Source organism: Clostridium sp. AN503, assembly GCF_040719375.1.
Classification (GTDB): Bacteria; Bacillota; Clostridia; order Lachnospirales; family Lachnospiraceae; genus Brotaphodocola.
Window position 1 is genome coordinate 1,631,649 of the sequence record NZ_JBFDTP010000002.1, and the last position, 15,220, is coordinate 1,646,868.

At 48.7% G+C, this 15,220-nt stretch carries 17 protein-coding genes; 15 read left to right on the top strand and 2 right to left on the bottom strand.

Annotated features, from left to right (window positions below):
• The first annotated feature begins 169 nt into the window (after positions 1 to 169).
• The 4 genes from AB1I67_RS14830 to AB1I67_RS14845 all read left to right on the top strand — a co-directional run bounded on the left by AB1I67_RS14830 (position 170) and on the right by AB1I67_RS14845 (position 2,536).
• A complete protein-coding gene (locus tag AB1I67_RS14830) occupies positions 170 to 487 on the top strand; it encodes a hypothetical protein (RefSeq protein ID WP_367030641.1) in 318 nt (105 codons plus the stop codon).
• A gap of 147 nt (positions 488 to 634) precedes the next feature.
• Positions 635 to 1,177, top strand: a complete 543-nt coding sequence (locus tag AB1I67_RS14835; protein WP_367030642.1) for a hypothetical protein — start codon at positions 635 to 637, stop codon at positions 1,175 to 1,177.
• Between the two features lie 109 nt (positions 1,178 to 1,286).
• Positions 1,287 to 1,886: a hypothetical protein gene (locus AB1I67_RS14840; RefSeq protein ID WP_367030643.1), complete on the top strand. Its 600-nt coding sequence runs from the start codon at positions 1,287 to 1,289 to the stop codon at positions 1,884 to 1,886.
• A gap of 101 nt (positions 1,887 to 1,987) precedes the next feature.
• Positions 1,988 to 2,536: a hypothetical protein gene (locus AB1I67_RS14845; RefSeq protein WP_367030644.1), complete on the top strand. Its 549-nt coding sequence runs from the start codon at positions 1,988 to 1,990 to the stop codon at positions 2,534 to 2,536.
• Between the two features lie 243 nt (positions 2,537 to 2,779).
• Here AB1I67_RS14845 and AB1I67_RS14850 read toward each other — a convergent pair whose 3' ends face one another.
• On the bottom strand, positions 2,780 to 3,844 hold the full coding sequence (locus AB1I67_RS14850; RefSeq protein ID WP_367030645.1) for a tyrosine-type recombinase/integrase: 1,065 nt from the start codon (positions 3,842 to 3,844) through the stop codon (positions 2,780 to 2,782).
• Positions 3,845 to 3,899: 55 nt separating this feature from the next.
• Positions 3,900 to 4,637 carry a tRNA 2-thiocytidine biosynthesis TtcA family protein gene (locus tag AB1I67_RS14855; RefSeq protein ID WP_367030646.1) on the bottom strand — a complete coding sequence of 246 codons (738 nt, stop codon included), beginning with the start codon at positions 4,635 to 4,637 and terminating at the stop codon, positions 3,900 to 3,902.
• A 174-nt stretch (positions 4,638 to 4,811) separates the two neighbouring features.
• On the opposite strand from AB1I67_RS14855, the gene AB1I67_RS14860 reads away from it, so the two are divergent.
• The 11 genes from AB1I67_RS14860 (at position 4,812) to AB1I67_RS14910 (ending at position 14,969) form a co-directional block, all read left to right on the top strand.
• Positions 4,812 to 5,081 carry an HPr family phosphocarrier protein gene (locus AB1I67_RS14860; RefSeq protein ID WP_367030647.1) on the top strand — a complete coding sequence of 90 codons (270 nt, stop codon included), beginning with the start codon at positions 4,812 to 4,814 and terminating at the stop codon, positions 5,079 to 5,081.
• Between the two features lie 140 nt (positions 5,082 to 5,221).
• On the top strand, positions 5,222 to 6,319 hold the full coding sequence (locus AB1I67_RS14865; RefSeq protein WP_367030648.1) for a MupG family TIM beta-alpha barrel fold protein: 1,098 nt from the start codon (positions 5,222 to 5,224) through the stop codon (positions 6,317 to 6,319).
• 24 nt (positions 6,320 to 6,343) lie between these two features.
• Positions 6,344 to 8,263 carry a PRD domain-containing protein gene (locus AB1I67_RS14870; protein WP_367030649.1) on the top strand — a complete coding sequence of 640 codons (1,920 nt, stop codon included), beginning with the start codon at positions 6,344 to 6,346 and terminating at the stop codon, positions 8,261 to 8,263.
• A 148-nt stretch (positions 8,264 to 8,411) separates the two neighbouring features.
• A complete protein-coding gene (locus AB1I67_RS14875; RefSeq protein WP_367030650.1) occupies positions 8,412 to 8,738 on the top strand; it encodes a PTS lactose/cellobiose transporter subunit IIA in 327 nt (108 codons plus the stop codon).
• Positions 8,739 to 8,751: 13 nt separating this feature from the next.
• The gene (locus AB1I67_RS14880) at positions 8,752 to 9,075 is read left to right on the top strand and encodes a PTS sugar transporter subunit IIB (protein WP_367030651.1); all 324 of its coding nucleotides are present in this window, start codon (positions 8,752 to 8,754) and stop codon (positions 9,073 to 9,075) included.
• A gap of 55 nt (positions 9,076 to 9,130) precedes the next feature.
• A complete protein-coding gene (gene celB, locus AB1I67_RS14885) occupies positions 9,131 to 10,465 on the top strand; it encodes a PTS cellobiose transporter subunit IIC (protein ID WP_367030652.1) in 1,335 nt (444 codons plus the stop codon).
• 84 nt (positions 10,466 to 10,549) lie between these two features.
• The gene (locus tag AB1I67_RS14890; RefSeq protein ID WP_367030653.1) at positions 10,550 to 11,071 is read left to right on the top strand and encodes a GrdB-related putative oxidoreductase; all 522 of its coding nucleotides are present in this window, start codon (positions 10,550 to 10,552) and stop codon (positions 11,069 to 11,071) included.
• 60 nt (positions 11,072 to 11,131) lie between these two features.
• On the top strand, positions 11,132 to 12,088 hold the full coding sequence (locus tag AB1I67_RS14895) for a N(4)-(beta-N-acetylglucosaminyl)-L-asparaginase (RefSeq protein ID WP_367030654.1): 957 nt from the start codon (positions 11,132 to 11,134) through the stop codon (positions 12,086 to 12,088).
• 15 nt (positions 12,089 to 12,103) lie between these two features.
• Complete coding sequence (locus tag AB1I67_RS14900; protein ID WP_367030655.1) at positions 12,104 to 13,294, top strand: Sapep family Mn(2+)-dependent dipeptidase; 1,191 nt, start codon at positions 12,104 to 12,106, stop codon at positions 13,292 to 13,294.
• Between the two features lie 23 nt (positions 13,295 to 13,317).
• On the top strand, positions 13,318 to 14,058 hold the full coding sequence (locus AB1I67_RS14905) for a copper homeostasis protein CutC (protein WP_367030656.1): 741 nt from the start codon (positions 13,318 to 13,320) through the stop codon (positions 14,056 to 14,058).
• 38 nt (positions 14,059 to 14,096) lie between these two features.
• Positions 14,097 to 14,969, top strand: a complete 873-nt coding sequence (locus AB1I67_RS14910; RefSeq protein ID WP_367030657.1) for a YitT family protein — start codon at positions 14,097 to 14,099, stop codon at positions 14,967 to 14,969.
• Positions 14,970 to 15,220: the final 251 nt, after the last annotated feature.

Consider the following 15,220-nt stretch of genomic DNA (forward strand, 5'->3'; position numbering starts at 1 on the left):
AGAAAGGATTCAACCATGCTGGTTACAATAAAACAAATAAAAGCAAATACTGAAAAATTATGTTTCAATCTATGACGGTGATCAACAGATTGCACAGATCACAAAGCCCCTTACGGTTGTGGACAACTTGGATATTTATTTCCTCCATATAAAGGATGAGTATGCACCCATGATTCCTCTTTTGTCCTTTTTTGTTGTATATTACGATTATAGAAAATATAATAACAGTGGAGAAATCGTTAAGAACTACATTGAGATTTCTAAGAGTTATACCTATGGAAAAAATAACGATAAATATAATCCAAACTGGATCGCTGAAGCGTTTGGACAGCAGGTATCCGATGAACTGGAGCAGACATTGGGAAAGCTACTGGAATATAACCCTGCTCAAATAAAAAGGATTGTGAAAATAGTCGGTTTGATTTTTTTAGTGATTTTTCTATTGTCAATTATTTTGCTTGCAGTCTTAATCAGTATATTAGGATAAGATGTCTTGCGATGTAATCGTTATTAATTTTCATTGCTGTTAAAATTAAAAACGTATAAACGGGGCCTGTTATTCAGGAGTGAATCAATTGCAGGCAATGAAAACAGGTAGATGCATAGAGGAAATAATTGGAGATGGCGGATTAATATGAGTGAATACGAGAAAGAGAAACTTAAAGATAGTTTGATGAAACAACAAACAGAAAACTTCCAGTTTGGAGGTAAGCTGAATGAAACGATAAATCGGAATTTGCGGAGGGACATGGTTGTGGAACATAATCATTTGATAGAGTTTGAAGAATTAGGCGTATTGTACGGCAGGGATTGTATTTTTGTAGATAATGTTGTTCAAACAGGTTCGACACTTAAACTTAAGGGAAAGATAAATGGCCGTCTTGCAAGTAAAATTCACGACAATATATGGATTCCATACGAGCTTACATTTAAACAAGTAATAAAATATTCTTCTTGTGAATTAGATACATTTGAAGCTAGTAGAAATGAGGCATACGCTATGTGCAAAGCATCATTCTTTATAATTCAAGATAGTGAATACCTGAAAAAAATGCCTATCCGGTATGACTACAAAAAATATGATTATAAGCATTTTATGGTATGCACTTATGACTTTATTTTTAATGTGTTTGCAGTTGACTATAAACTAACGCATGATTTTAAATTCCAAGAATAAGAAATAATTTTATTATATTCATCGTAAATTCCAGTTTATAGAGGTGTAAAAATAGATATTGTTGTTTGCTGAATATATAAAAGAAAAATCAAATTAGATTGGTGATAAAGTGGGAAAACAGATAAATTATTGGATGGACTATGACAATTTTTTAATGGTCGCGCAAAAGGCAGTTGACTTAGGTTGCAAAATCATAAAAGAAGATCTAAAATTAGGCAGGGTTATTGAAAGTGGAGATATCAGCATTATCACTCACTATGGAAAAAGTAATCATACAGAGTATTATTTCCATCTTCCGGAGGCGGGAGCCATCGAGATCCGCTCTGTGGATAGCAAGGAGTGCTTGGACTACGGCTACACTGCAACTGGGAATTCCATCATTGAAGCGGGCTACTCTTTGATTGTAAATGAGCCAACAGGTGTTGCTGGAACGCGATGGAAGAGAGAGATCCGGAGGGCGAGAATTTATTGCATAACTGGGTATTACGATGAAAATGAAGATTATATATCGAGGCCGGATTGTCTGACCAAAGTATATAATTCCCTTGTGAGATATATAAAAAAGATAGCGCCTTATACAGAATTCGTGGATATGTTGGTAAGTATGAGAGACGAAAATTATGGGGAAAATTTTGAATACAGGCATAAGGAATATATAACAAAATCATGTCTGGATCTGGTGAAAAATGAAGGGTATCGATTATGTTGATTATGTCAGTTTCATTTTATGTTTGGCTCAATCATCCGATATAAATGTAGTATAATTACACATAAAGAAAAGCTGCACTATAGGAATCCAGGGGGGGAAAGGTGCTGTCCCAGACCTGCTTCGGGGACGGAATTCAGGATTGCCTGGTTATGGAGGACGGCAGGATTGTTACCAGTTACTTTGACGAGGGAATATTTGGGAATTTTGGGTGGGATCAGCCGCTGGGCGCCAGCGGCCTCGTGGTCTGGGATGAACAGGGGCGTGTTTTGTGGAAAAATACAACTCATGCGATGATTGACTGCTATGCCATGAACATTGACGAACAGAATAATCTGTGGTTTTATTATTATAATGAATTTCTTCTTGTGAAGACAGATTTTACGTCCGAGTGGGTGTACCGGCCCAAACTTTCCGGCAGCAGTTCCCTTTTGATTATGAAGAGCCATACCGGTGTTATTATGGACAGCGGTTACAGGGGACACAGTAAGCTCAAGATGCTCCGGCTTTTGGGAGATCGGCTGGGGAAGATAAGCGAAGTGGAGTTTACATGGGAAGGCCATAGGATTCCGCTGGACCTGTATTGTTTTAGAAGCTCGAAGGCAGTTATAGCGGATGGGAAAGGAAAAATTTATTGTGTGGATGTTATTTAAACGGCATCAACGAAGATTGATGGAAGCGAAGCGCCGAACTGCCCGGAGGACAGCAGAACACGGTTTGCCCGAATTGGCCGCCGGTTAGCCTATCTGTACCAGAGAGAGATTTAACGCAAATATAGGTCTGCCGCCTAAGAAAGTGCATTTCTTTTAAGAAGAGAAGAAGAGGGGAAAATGTTACTTGCCCCCTTCCTTAAAAATTAAATTCATTTTTGGATCAAATTTCTCTAAATTTTAAATTTAGAAGCCCTCTGTATTTTCCCGAAGCTTCACCGCATTTCGCGCGCTCCGCCGCCGCTCGTCCTCCAGCGCTGCGTAATGTTTCTTGGTGGTATTGACATCAGCGTGTCCCAGCACATCTGCTACCAGATAGATATCCCCAGTCTCCCGGTACAGGTTTGTGCCATAGGTGCTGCGGAGTTTGTGGGGGGTGATCTTTTTTAAGGGAGTCACGATCCGGGCATATTTCTTCACCAGGTTCTCCACGCTGCGGACGGTGATCCGTTTTCGCTGGAGAGAGAGGAAGAGTGCGCTTTCATGTCCCGGCACGGTGTCGATACCAAATCTTTCATCCAGGTAGTCCTGCAGGGCATCCTCTACCTCAGTGCCAAAGTAGATGGTCACTTCCTTGCCGCCTTTCCGGTGGATATGGATTCCTCCATTTTTAAAATCCACATCGTTGATATCCAGGCCCACGCATTCTGACACACGGATCCCAGTCCCTAAAAGCAGGGTCAGGAGCGCTAAGTCACGGATGCGGGTACGGTTGTGAAAGGCCTTTTGCTTGTCAGTCAGCTGGTCCCCCTGCTCGACCTCGTCCAAAAGAAGTGCAACCTCATCAATATCCAGGCGGATGATCTCCTTGTCGTGAAGCTTGGGAAGCTGAACCAGAGCAGCTGGGTTGGTGGACAGCTTTTCAATGCGGAAAAAGTAGTTGTAAAAGCTTTTCAGGGAAGAGATCTTGCGCATGATTCCCCGCTCTTTATTGGTGACCTCCTGGTTCTGGTCATTGAAGCGGTACTTTAAGTACTCCATGTATTCTTCCAGATCGGATACGGTCAGCTGGTCTAAGTATTCCAGCCGGATCTCCATGCGGTCCAGCTTGGAAAAGAACGGATTTTCCTTTTTTAGAAAATCAAAGAAGACCGTTAAGTCATAGGCGTAGGCGATCCTGGTCCGTGAAGATGTGCGCGGTTCGATCCCCCGGAAATATTCTACGCAGAATGGAGGCAGTTCTCTGATGATCTGCCGCAGTTTCTTTATATTCTCAATATCCTTTTGCTCGTGGTAAGGCAAATTTGCCATGTCAGTTCCTTCTTTCTGGTCACACCTGCTGGTTGTTTTCTATTTATCTGATGGGTTACCGACGGGTCATCTCTGCAGGAGAGGGCCATCCTTCCAGATCTCCCTCTATGACTGCCCGGAACAGCCTGTCTTTTACACCGGGATTCTCATGCTCCAGGGTGGAGATCAGGTTTTTCACATATTCCCTGCGCGTGTGCCCGTCCATGGGACAGGGATTCTTGCAGACCGGCAGGCTGTATTTGTTCCGGAAGCCTTTTACGTCTGCTTCTGTCACATAGAGCATTGGCCGAATGACCGTAAGACCGGTGCGGTCTAACCGTGTCCGGGGCGAAAATGCATGGAAACGCCCTTCATAGAGCAGGGAGAGCATGGCTGTCTCGATCAGATCGTCCCTGTGGTGCGCGTAGGCGATCTTGTTGCAGCCCAGCTCCAGGGCCTTGCTGTTGAGCGCCCCCTTGCGCATCTTTGCACAGAGAGAACAGGGATTGGACTCCTGCCGGATATCAAAAAGGACCTTACCGATATCCGTGGGGATCACCTCATAGGGGATCTCAAACTGGGTGCAGAGCTCCCGTACCGGTTCTAAATTCATATTGCCGAGTCCTAGATCCACCGTGATCGCTGAGAGCGAGAAGCTTTTGGGGTAAAAATGCTGCAGGTGGTGGAGGCCGTAGAGCAGGGTCAGGCTGTCCTTCCCGCCGGAAATGCCAATGGCAATATGGTCATTTTCGCTGATCATCTCATATTGATCCACAGCCTGGCGCACCAGGCTGAGCAGACGCTGTAATTTCATAGACGCTTTGACGTCCTTTCCTGATTGTACTGTTGTTATGCTGCTCTTACTATTTTACTCATTGAGGTCCCAGATTGTCAAGCATTGCTGATTCTTACAAAGTGTGGTAAGATGGAGCCAGATAGTGAATCCAAGCCAGACATTCGGCAATACAATCTCACGGAGGAAAAATCAATGAAACGCTTTACCTATACGGTATCAGATCCCCAGGGCCTTCATGCGCGCAATGCTATCAGCCTGTGCCGCCTTGCAGGGACCTTTAAGGCCCAGACCCTGATCCATGTGCAGGAGGATGGGAAACAGAGAAAGGCAGACTGTAAAGATATGATCGGGCTCATGGGGCTATGTGTCCGTCAGGATACCACGGTAGAGATCACCATAGAAGGCGAAGATGAGGACATGGCTTTTAACAGCCTGCGGGCTGCAATTTCGACGATTTTGTAGTTATACTTATAGGTTTTCTAGGGGTTTCCTAACAGTTAGGAAACGGATTTACCGCACATTTAAGAGTCTGCCTGTTAAACTGTCCTTATAAAAATAGAAAGAGTACGCAGGAGCGCGTACCTGACAGGAGGGTTTATCATATGGCAAGACTGGGAATTTCAATTTATCCGGAGCATTCCACTGTGGAAGCGGATGTCGCTTATATCAGGAAAGCCGGGGAACTGGGGTTTAAAAGTGTTTTTACCTGTTTGCTCAGTGTAGAGGGTAAGAGCCGCGAAGAGGTGATCGAGGAGTTCCGTATCCGGGCAGATGCGGCGCATGAGGCGGGTATGGAGATCATTCCTGATGTCAGTCCAGCTGTTTTTGAGAAGATGGGGATATCTTATGAGGATCTGTCCGTATTTACCCAGATGCATGTGGACGGGATCCGTCTGGATGAAGGGTTTGACGGGATGAAGGAGAGTATGATGACCTATAACCCGCAGGGGCTGAAGATCGGTCTGAATGCCAGCACCAAGCTGGCGTATGTGGCGAATGTGATGGATCATCATCCGGACAGGAGCAAGCTGGTCACCTGCCACAATTTCTATCCTCAGCGCTATACCGGCCTGAGCCTGGAGCATTTCAACCGCTGCAATGCGGCGATGAAGGCACTGGAGCTTCCGGTCTCTGCGTTTGTCTCCAGCGAAAACCCGGATGCCTATGGCCCATGGCCGGTCAATGAAGGGCTTTGCACCCTTGAGATGCACAGGGACCGTCCTCTGGATTTCCAGGTGCGCCATCTGTTTGCTACCGGTATGATCGATGATGTCCTGATCGCCAACGCATACGCCACCGATGAGGAGCTTGAGGCCTGTGCGAAGGTGAATCCCAGTATACTGACCTTTGGTGTCTGTATGGAAAAGGAATTGACGCCGGTGGAGGAAGCGATTTTTAATTACGAAGAACGGCATGTGGTGCGCGGCGATCTCAGTGAATATATGATCCGGTCCACATGGCCGAGAGTGACTTTTGCAAAAGAGTCCATCCCTGCTGCCAATACCAGGGATTTAAAACGCGGGGATGTGGTCATACTGAATGACGGATATCCCAAGTATAAAGGTGAGCTGCATATCGTTTTAAAGGATATGCCGAATGACGGCAGGAAGAATGTGATCGGGCATCTTCCGGAATATGAGCATATCCTGCTTGACTATACGGAGCCGTGGAAGGTATTTGCGCTTACCAGAGCAGAATAAGAGACACATAAGGGGGAACAGGCCTTGCAGAACAAGAGACAGGAGCAGATTCTTGCCATACTGGCAGAACGGAATGATTATATGACCAGCAGGCAGCTTGCAGAGCTTCTGCAGGTGTCGGACAGGACGATACGCTCAGACGTGGATGCCATAAATCGTAAAGCAGGGGGGGTGCCTTCTATTGAATCTAATATGCGTTTTGGATACCGTCTGAATCCGGAAGCAAGGCCCCTTCCTGCACAGCAGGAAAAGGCAGACGGGGAGATCCCCCAGACGCCGGGAGCAAGATGCATCTATATCATCCAGAAGCTCCTGTTTGAGACGCGGAGCTTGAACCTGACTGTGCTCCAGAGCCAGATCTATGTCAGCGGATATTCCATAGACAATGACTTAAAGCGCATCCGCAGGATGCTGGAGCCATACGCGAACTTAAAACTGGTGCGGAACAAGGAGTGTATCTCCCTGGAAGGGGACGAGGCCAGCAAACGCCGGTTCTACCGGGACCTGCTGGTAGCGGAGGTACAGGAGAATTTCCTGAACCTGGATATCCTTGCCCATATGTACCGCAGCTTTGATCTGATCGAGGTGAAGGATATCTTTGTGGAGGTGTTGGAGGAATATGACTATTCCATCCATGAATCCTTATTTCCCATGCTGATCCTCCATGCGGGAACCAGCATTGAGCGGATGAGCTGCTCCAACTATGTCAATATGGAGGACAAGGAGCAGGGGCTGGACGAGACCATTGAGTATCAGATATCCAAGATTTTTTTCGAGCGGATATCGGACCGGCTGCACATCAAGGTGAAGGACGGGGAGATCGGCATGTTCGCCCTGGTGATCATGGGACGGCGTGCTTCCAATTACACCAGTGATTTCGTCAACTTCCGCGGAAGATGGCTCAATACAAAGAAGCTGGTCACAGAGGCTCTGGAGCAGGTGTATGGCCTGTTTGGCCTGGATTTCCGGCAGGATGACGACCTGATCGCCGGTCTTAAAATGCATATGCACGGCCTGATCGACCGCCTGAAGAACCAGGTGACGCTGGAGGACGTATTTCTGGAGGAGATCAAGCGGAAATATCCTCTGGTCTTTGAGATGGGGATCTATGTGGTGCATCTTTTGGAGGAACAGCTGGATGTGAAGATTTCTGACATGGAGAGCGGTTTTATCGCTCTCCATTTGGGCGCCGCCAGCGAGCGCATGAATTCCGTGAGGAAATACCGTGCCGTGATGATCCTGCCGCACAACCAGTCCTTTTCCGACATGTGCGTGAAAAAGCTTTCCGACATGTTCCGGGAGCGGATGGAGGTTGTGCGGATCTTCCGCTATTTTGAGGAGGACGCGGTAGCCGCACTGGATGCGGATATTATCCTGAGTACCTTTCCCATCGGGCATAAGCTGGATATCCCGACGGTGACGATCAATCTGTTCGTGGATTCAGAGACGGAATCCAATGTGCTCCAGGCGCTGAACCAGCTTGACAAAAAAGGATTCCAGCTTGAATTCGCCTCCCACATCGGACATTTGATCCGGAAAGAGCATTATTATCAGAATCTGGATCTAAAGACGCCGGAAGAGATCATCCATTTCCTGTGCAGCGGTCTTACGGAAGCCGGGATCGTGGAGCCGGAGTTTGAGGAGATCGTACTGCTGCGCGAACAGATGTCCCCCACATCGTTCGTCAATGCATTTGCGATCCCCCACGCATTCGGCGCATTTGCCCGCAGTTCCACCATAGCTGTGGCACAGTTAAAGAATCCGGTGCGCTGGGGCTGCTTTGATGTGCGTATGGTGATGCTGTTCGCCATCAACGGCGGCGACCGGCGGATGATCAAGATCTTCTTTGACTGGGTGTCGGGGATCGTGAACCGACCCCAGGAGCTGGCAGAGCTTACGGTCTCCTGCGGCTATGAGGAGTTCATCGATAAGCTCCTGGGATGAGGATTTCCTAACAGCTAGGAAATCCGGTTACGGTAAAACAATGAATAACCGCCTTATAATAAAGGCACCGAATGAGAGATGCAGCGATCGAAACGGTTGGCTGCATTTTCTCTTATCAAAGTATCGAGAGGAAAAAGGAGGTAGCAAAATGCCAGAGGGTTTAGAAATGGTCTGTTTCCAGATCATCTCCAATGTAGGCGCAGCACGTTCCAGCTACATCGAGGCCATCCAGAAAGCGAAGCAGGGTGACTTTGAGGGAGCCGAGGCCTGTGTGGAAGCAGGACAGAAGCTGTTTTTAGTTGGTCATGAGGCTCACTTTGAGCTGATCCAGCGGGAGGCAAAGGGTGAAAACGTGGGAGGATCCCTGATCCTGGTCCATGCGGAAGACCAGCTCATGAGCGCAGAACAGTTTAAGATCATCGCTGAGGAAATGATCGAGAGCTACAGAAGGATTGTAGCACTGGAAAAAAGATAGGGAGGAAATAAAAATGAAAAAAGTTTATTTATTTTGCAGCGCAGGAATGTCCACCAGTATGCTGGCAAGCAAGATGCAGAAAGTAGCCGATGACCATCAGCTTCCGATCGAGGTTGAGGCGTTCCCGGACGGGAAGATCGGACAGATCATCGACGAGCGTCATCCGGACGTGATCCTGTTAGGGCCTCAGGTGAAATACCGCTTTGATGAGATTTCCAAAAAGTATGGCGGCACCGGGATCCCGATCCAGGTGATCGATCAGACTGACTACGGCATGATGGACGGTGAAAAAGTTTTAAAATCTGCCATTAAGCTGATGAAAGCTGCGAAGCAGTAAAATGCTGGCGCAGTACTGAAAGATATACACCGAAAAAATATGGGGGAAATGAAAGATGTTAAATAAATTAGAGTCCGTTTTAATGCCGCTGGCAGAGAAAATCGGTAAAAACAAATACTTAATCGCCATCCGTGATGGCTTCCTGTTATCCATGCCGCTTTTGATCGTTGGTTCCTTCTTCCTGTTGATCGCCAACTTCCCGATCCCGGGCTGGACGGATTTCTGGGCAAGGTTCTTTGGAGATAACTGGGCGTCCTACTTCTCTAAACCGACGGATGCGACCTTCTCCATTATGGCAATCCTGGCAGTCATCGGTATCGGTTATTCGTTCGCCGAGCAGATGAAGGTTGATAAGCTGTTTGGCGCTGCGATCTCCATGGTATGCTGGTTCCTCATCATGCCCTATGAGATCCTGGTGGACGGCGGCGCAAGCGTGACCGGTATCCCGTTAGGATGGGTTGGTTCTAAGGGAATCTTCGTTGGAATCATCTGTGCATTCCTTGCAGTCCATATTTATGCATGGGTCAATGAGAGAGGCTGGGTCATCAAGATGCCTGACGGCGTACCGCCGACCGTTGAAAAATCCTTCGCGGCTTTGATTCCGGCAGGAATGTCCGTACTGGTATTCTTTATCATCAATATTGTATTTGCAATGACGCCTTACGGCAATGCGTTTAACTTTATCTTCACGATTTTGCAGACTCCGCTGTTAAAGCTTGGAAATACCCTTCCGGCTATGGTGATCGCTTATATTTTCCTTCACTTCTTCTGGTTCTTTGGAGTGAACGGCGGTTCTGTTGTGGGTGCGGTATTTAACCCGATCCTGCAGACACTTTCCGCAGAGAACCTGGCTGCATTCCAGGCGGGCGCTGTGCTGCCGAACATTATTTCCCAGCAGTTCCAGGATCTGTTTGCCACCTTCGGCGGCTGCGGTTCCACCCTGTCCCTGCTGATCGCCATGCTGCTTTTCTGCCGCTCCAAACGTGTCAAGGAGTTAGGTAAGCTGGCGTTTATACCTGGAATCTTCGGTATCAATGAGCCGCTGGTATTCGGTCTTCCGATCGTATTGAACCCGATGATCCTGATCCCGTTCATGTTGGTGCCGACCATCAACATCGTGATCTCCTATGCATGCATGAGCATCGGCCTGGTCCCGCTGTGCAGCGGCGTAGCGATCCCGTGGACCATGCCGGTCATCCTTTCCGGCTTCCTTGCCACTGGCTGGCAGGGTGCAGTGCTCCAGGCATTGCTGCTGGTGCTGGGTGTATTCATCTATATGCCATTCATCAAGATGATGGATAAACAGTATCTTGCAGATGAAGCAAAAGCTGTGGAAAATAAAGACGACGATGATATCTCTCTGGATGATCTGTCCTTCGACGATCTGTAAAGAGAATTGATAAAAGCTGAAACAATAACTGATACAGCCGTGGCTGCGGCCACGGCTGCTTTTCATAGAAACGGAGGTTTTGCTATGAAGATTATTATGATATTTGACCAGATCCAGTCCGGTCTGGGAACCAAGGACGATACGATGGTGCCGCTGACCGGGAAAAAAGACCCGATCGGCCCGGCTGTGATGATGGAGCCATTCTTAAAAGAAGTGGACGGACACGTGATCGCCTGTCTCTGCTGCGGCAACGGTACGTACCTGGCTGATCCGGATGAGGTGAGCCGGAAGCTGTGTGCCATGGTGAAAAAGCTGAACCCGGATGTGGTCCTCTGCGGCCCGGCGTTCAATTTCCTGGACTATGCAGCCATGAGTGCCCGCGTAGCCTGCGATATCAACCAGAACACGGACGCAAAAGCATTTGCAGCCATGTCAGAGGAGAACAAGGAAACCATCGCAGATTACAAGGACAAGGTTGCCATCGTAAAGATGCCAAAAAAGGGCGGCCTGGGGCTGAATGACGCACTGAAGAATATGTGCAGAATGGCAAAGGCGCTTGCAGATGGAACTGGTGTGGAGGATTTAAAAAAGCAGATCTGCTATTGATCAGACGGAACCTGATAAGGACTGCTCATAGAGAATCGCTTTCAATAGGAGGATGAAAATATGTGGGGTATGATAGCAACCTGGAGAATGGCTGTGGAGGGGATCACCAAAGGCTCTGAGCTTTTAAAAGAAGGCGGTGACGCCGGTGACGCCATTGAGACAGCGATCCGTGAGGTAGAGGATTTCCCGTATTATAAGTCGGTCGGTTACGGCGGGCTTCCCAATGAGGAGATGGAAGTGGAGTTGGATGCGGCCTATATGGACGGCAACACGCTGGATATTGGAGCTGTGGCGGCCATTAAGGATTTTGCGAACCCGGTATCCATCGCCCGTTCTTTAAGCCACGAGAAGGTAAACTGTATGCTGGTTGCGGAGGGCGCGGAGAAATTCGCCCACAAGCAGGGGTTTGAGCGGAAAAACATGCTGACTGACCGTGCAAAAGCCCACTACCGGAAACGTGTCAAGGAGATCAAGCAGCAGGAGTTAAAGCCCTATTCCGGTCACGACACGGTGGGCATGGCATGCCTGGACGGGAACGGCAAGATGACCGCAGCTACTTCCACCAGCGGCCTGTTCATGAAAAAGAAGGGACGCGTAGGGGATTCCCCGATCACAGGTTCCGGGTTTTATGCAGATTCCAAGCGCGGTGCGGCAAGCGCTACCGGTCTTGGAGAGGACTTGATGAAGGGCTGTATCTCCTATGAGATCGTCCGCCTGATGGGTGAGGGGATGCATCCGCAGGAGGCCTGTGAGACAGCCGTAAACCGTCTGGACGCCGAGCTCCGGGAGCGCCGCGGCGAGGCAGGGGATCTGTCCCTGATCGCCATGAACATGAAAGGAGAATGGGGCGTAGCCACCAACATTGATGGATTTTCCATTGCGGTTGTAACGGAGACGCTGGAGCCGACTGTTTATCTGGTGAACAGAGAGGCAGACGGACACTGCAGCTTCGAGAAGGCTTCTGACGAATGGATGGAAAACTATATGAAGACGCGCATGGCGCCGATTGAGGAATAAGGTTGGAGAAAGATCATGACGAATGGTTTTGTGGATTTAGAGGATACTATTCTTAAAAAGGTCGATGAGCTTGGTGATTCCATGATCGAAAGCATCCGGGAGCTGGTGCGCATCGGCAGTGTGGAAGAAGAAGCAGAACCGGATATGCCGTTTGGATGTGGAGTGCGTGATGCACTCCACAAGGCGCTTTCCATCAGTGAAAGCCTTGGTTTTTCTACGGTCAATCTGGAGAATCATATCGGCTATGCCCAGTATGGCAGGGGAGAAGACTATGTCTGCGCCATCGGGCATGTGGATGTGGTGCCGGTAGGAGAGGGCTGGGTCCATCCGCCTTTTTCTGCATATATGGAAAATGGCACGATCTACGGCAGGGGAGTATTGGACAATAAAGGGCCGGTGTTAGCGTGTCTTTATGGGCTTGCAGCTTTAAAGGAGCTTGAGCTGCCCATGAAGCATCCGGTCAGGATCATTTTTGGCTGTGACGAGGAATCAGGGTTCGAGGACCTGACGTATTACCTGTCAAAAGAGCGTCCGCCCGTCTACGGTTTTACACCGGACTGCAAATATCCTGTGGTATACAGTGAGCGCGGGCGGGCAAAGCTCAGGATTGATGGAAATGCAGCAGATCTGGAACGGTTCTTTTCTTTTGTGAACACCTATTTTATCAGTGCGAAAAACACCGGGGACCGATTGGGGATTGACTATTCCAACCCCGAATATGGTATAATGGAAATGCGTGGGTATGAGCTTCATGCAGACGGTTGTGAGGAGCCGGCTGCGGATGCCTGTGATGTGTTGCAGGCAGGACAGGCAAAGGCCGGACGTGTCAGTTTCCATGTGACGCTTAGCTATCCTCTGGGCATTACGATCGACGAGATCGTCGCTCGCGTGGAGGCAAAGGCATCGCCGGAGGGGCTTTCTGTGGCGCTTCTTCATAACTATGATCCGGTTGTCTTTGAAAAGGACAGCCCCATGGTCCGTGCACTTCAGGAGAGCTATGAGAAGGTGACAGGAATGGATGGAACGCCGGTTACCACCACAGGCGGGACTTATGCCAAGGCCATGCCGGGGATCGTACCCTTTGGCCCCAGTTTTCCAGGACAGAAAGGCATCGGACACAACCCCAATGAGTGGATGACCGTGGAGGATCTTATTACAAATGCAAAGATCTATGCGCTGGCGCTGTACAAGCTGGCACAGCTGTAGAGAGACGTAAGGGAGGGATTTTTATGCTGGAAGTATGTTGCGGCAGTTATTATGATGCACTGCAGGCTTATGCAGGCGGAGCGAAACGGATTGAACTTAACAGTGCACTTCATCTGGGAGGACTGACGCCGTCCCTCCCTGCCCTGGACCTGGTAAAGCAGGAATGCCCGGGCATGAAGGTCATCTGTATGGTACGCCCGCGAGGCGCAGGCTTTTGTTATTCGGAAGAAGATTTCAAAGTGATGGAAGAGGAGTGCAGGCTTTTGATGGCCCATGGTTCAGACGGTATCGCATTTGGCTGCCTGAACGCGGACGCAACACTCAATATGGAACAGAACCTCAGGCTGATCGCCCTGATCCATGTAAATGGCGGGGAAGCTGTGTTCCACCGGGCGTTTGACTGCAGCAGGGATGCATTTTCCACGATGGAGGCTCTGATCGGCATGGGTGTGGACCGGGTTCTGACCAGCGGCCTGAAACCGACGGCGATCGAGGGCCGTCATCTGATCGGCGAGCTGCAGAGACGGTACGGAAGCCAGATCGAGATCCTTGCGGGAAGCGGGATCAATGCGTCCAACGCGGCGGGGCTTATGGCTGAGACCGGGATCTCCCAGGTACACAGCTCCTGCAAAGCGTGGAAGCGTGATGAGACCACGATCGTGGGAGACGTAAGCTACAGCTACGCGGCTTCTCCGAATGAAGCCTGCTATGATGTGGTTTCATCAGAAAAGGTGCGTGAGATTTTAAACGTACTTGGAGAGTAATCTGGATATTTCGTGATCCAGTCGTCAGGGGGAACAATATGTTTGAAAAATACAGAAAAAATGCTATGGTGAGGCGCATGATCACAATCGTGGCCGTGGTGGCTTCCGCGCTTTTACAGACCTACGTCATTCAGGCGTTCATTCGCCCGGCGGATCTGCTTTCCAGCGGATTTACGGGCGTGGCGATCCTGATCGACCGGATCGCCTCCCTGTATGGCCACAGTTTTTCAACTTCACTGGGAATGCTGGTGCTGAATATCCCGGTTGCGATCCTGTGCAGCAGGAGTATCAGCATGCGTTTCACATTCTATTCCATGATGCAGGTTGTCCTGGCCAGCTTCTTTTTGAAGGTGCTTCATTTTGAGCCGTTATTTAATGACGTGCTTCTGGATGTGATCTTCGGCGGTTTCCTGTATGGGATTGCCATTGCGATCGCGCTGAGAGGCAATGCGTCCACAGGCGGCACGGATTTTATCGCTCTCTATGTGTCCAACAAGACCGGGCGTTCCATCTGGGAATACGTGTTTGCGGGAAATGTGGTGATCCTGTGCATTTTCGGCTATATGTTTGGCTGGCTCCATGCAGGATACTCGATCCTGTTTCAGTTTGTATCTACGAAAGCAATATCCGCGTTTCATCACCGTTATGAGCGTGTGACGCTGCAGATCACGACCACACAGGCGGAGCAGGTCATCAAAGCTTATGTGAAGCAGTACCGCCATGGGATCTCCTGCGTGGACGCAGTGGGCGGCTACAGCCATAAGAAGATGTATCTGCTCCATACGGTGGTCTCTTCCTATGAGGTGAATGATATTGTCCATCTGATGCGGGAAGTCGATGAGCATGTGATCGTAAACATGCTGAAGACGGAGAACTTCTATGGAGGCTTCTATCAGGCGCCCATCGAGTGATCTGTTTCATATTGTGAAGATAAAGGGTATTGGAAGTTCTGTGGAACCGTTTCATGGAATTTCTGATACTTTTTTATTACAGACATTTTTGACGCAAAAATGCAACATATTATTTCGCCCAGTTTCATTGTTTTTCCAGGTTTCTTATTTCTCTTTTCTCCCCATTTTGCTATACTATAACATATGCAGAAATGAGTCGGTTGGAGTGTTTTGTTGAAAAGATACTGATTCATGAAGAAAGCTTAAGGTAA

Bases quoted from the DNA above. Each gene is read 5' to 3' on its own strand.
- AB1I67_RS14835 (WP_367030642.1), top strand. From the start codon at position 635: ATGAGTGAATACGAGAAAGAGAAACTTAAAGATAGTTTGATGAAACAA.
- AB1I67_RS14860 (WP_367030647.1), top strand. From the start codon at position 4,812: ATGAAACGCTTTACCTATACGGTATCAGATCCCCAGGGCCTTCATGCG.
- AB1I67_RS14910 (WP_367030657.1), top strand. From the start codon at position 14,097: ATGTTTGAAAAATACAGAAAAAATGCTATGGTGAGGCGCATGATCACA.
- AB1I67_RS14850 (WP_367030645.1), bottom strand. From the start codon at position 3,844: ATGGCAAATTTGCCTTACCACGAGCAAAAGGATATTGAGAATATAAAG.
- AB1I67_RS14880 (WP_367030651.1), top strand. From the start codon at position 8,752: ATGAAAAAAGTTTATTTATTTTGCAGCGCAGGAATGTCCACCAGTATG.
- AB1I67_RS14875 (WP_367030650.1), top strand. From the start codon at position 8,412: ATGCCAGAGGGTTTAGAAATGGTCTGTTTCCAGATCATCTCCAATGTA.
- celB (WP_367030652.1), top strand. From the start codon at position 9,131: ATGTTAAATAAATTAGAGTCCGTTTTAATGCCGCTGGCAGAGAAAATC.
- AB1I67_RS14855 (WP_367030646.1), bottom strand. From the start codon at position 4,637: ATGAAATTACAGCGTCTGCTCAGCCTGGTGCGCCAGGCTGTGGATCAA.
- AB1I67_RS14895 (WP_367030654.1), top strand. From the start codon at position 11,132: ATGTGGGGTATGATAGCAACCTGGAGAATGGCTGTGGAGGGGATCACC.
- AB1I67_RS14865 (WP_367030648.1), top strand. From the start codon at position 5,222: ATGGCAAGACTGGGAATTTCAATTTATCCGGAGCATTCCACTGTGGAA.
- AB1I67_RS14905 (WP_367030656.1), top strand. From the start codon at position 13,318: ATGCTGGAAGTATGTTGCGGCAGTTATTATGATGCACTGCAGGCTTAT.
- AB1I67_RS14900 (WP_367030655.1), top strand. From the start codon at position 12,104: ATGACGAATGGTTTTGTGGATTTAGAGGATACTATTCTTAAAAAGGTC.
- AB1I67_RS14830 (WP_367030641.1), top strand. From the start codon at position 170: ATGATTCCTCTTTTGTCCTTTTTTGTTGTATATTACGATTATAGAAAA.
- AB1I67_RS14890 (WP_367030653.1), top strand. From the start codon at position 10,550: ATGAAGATTATTATGATATTTGACCAGATCCAGTCCGGTCTGGGAACC.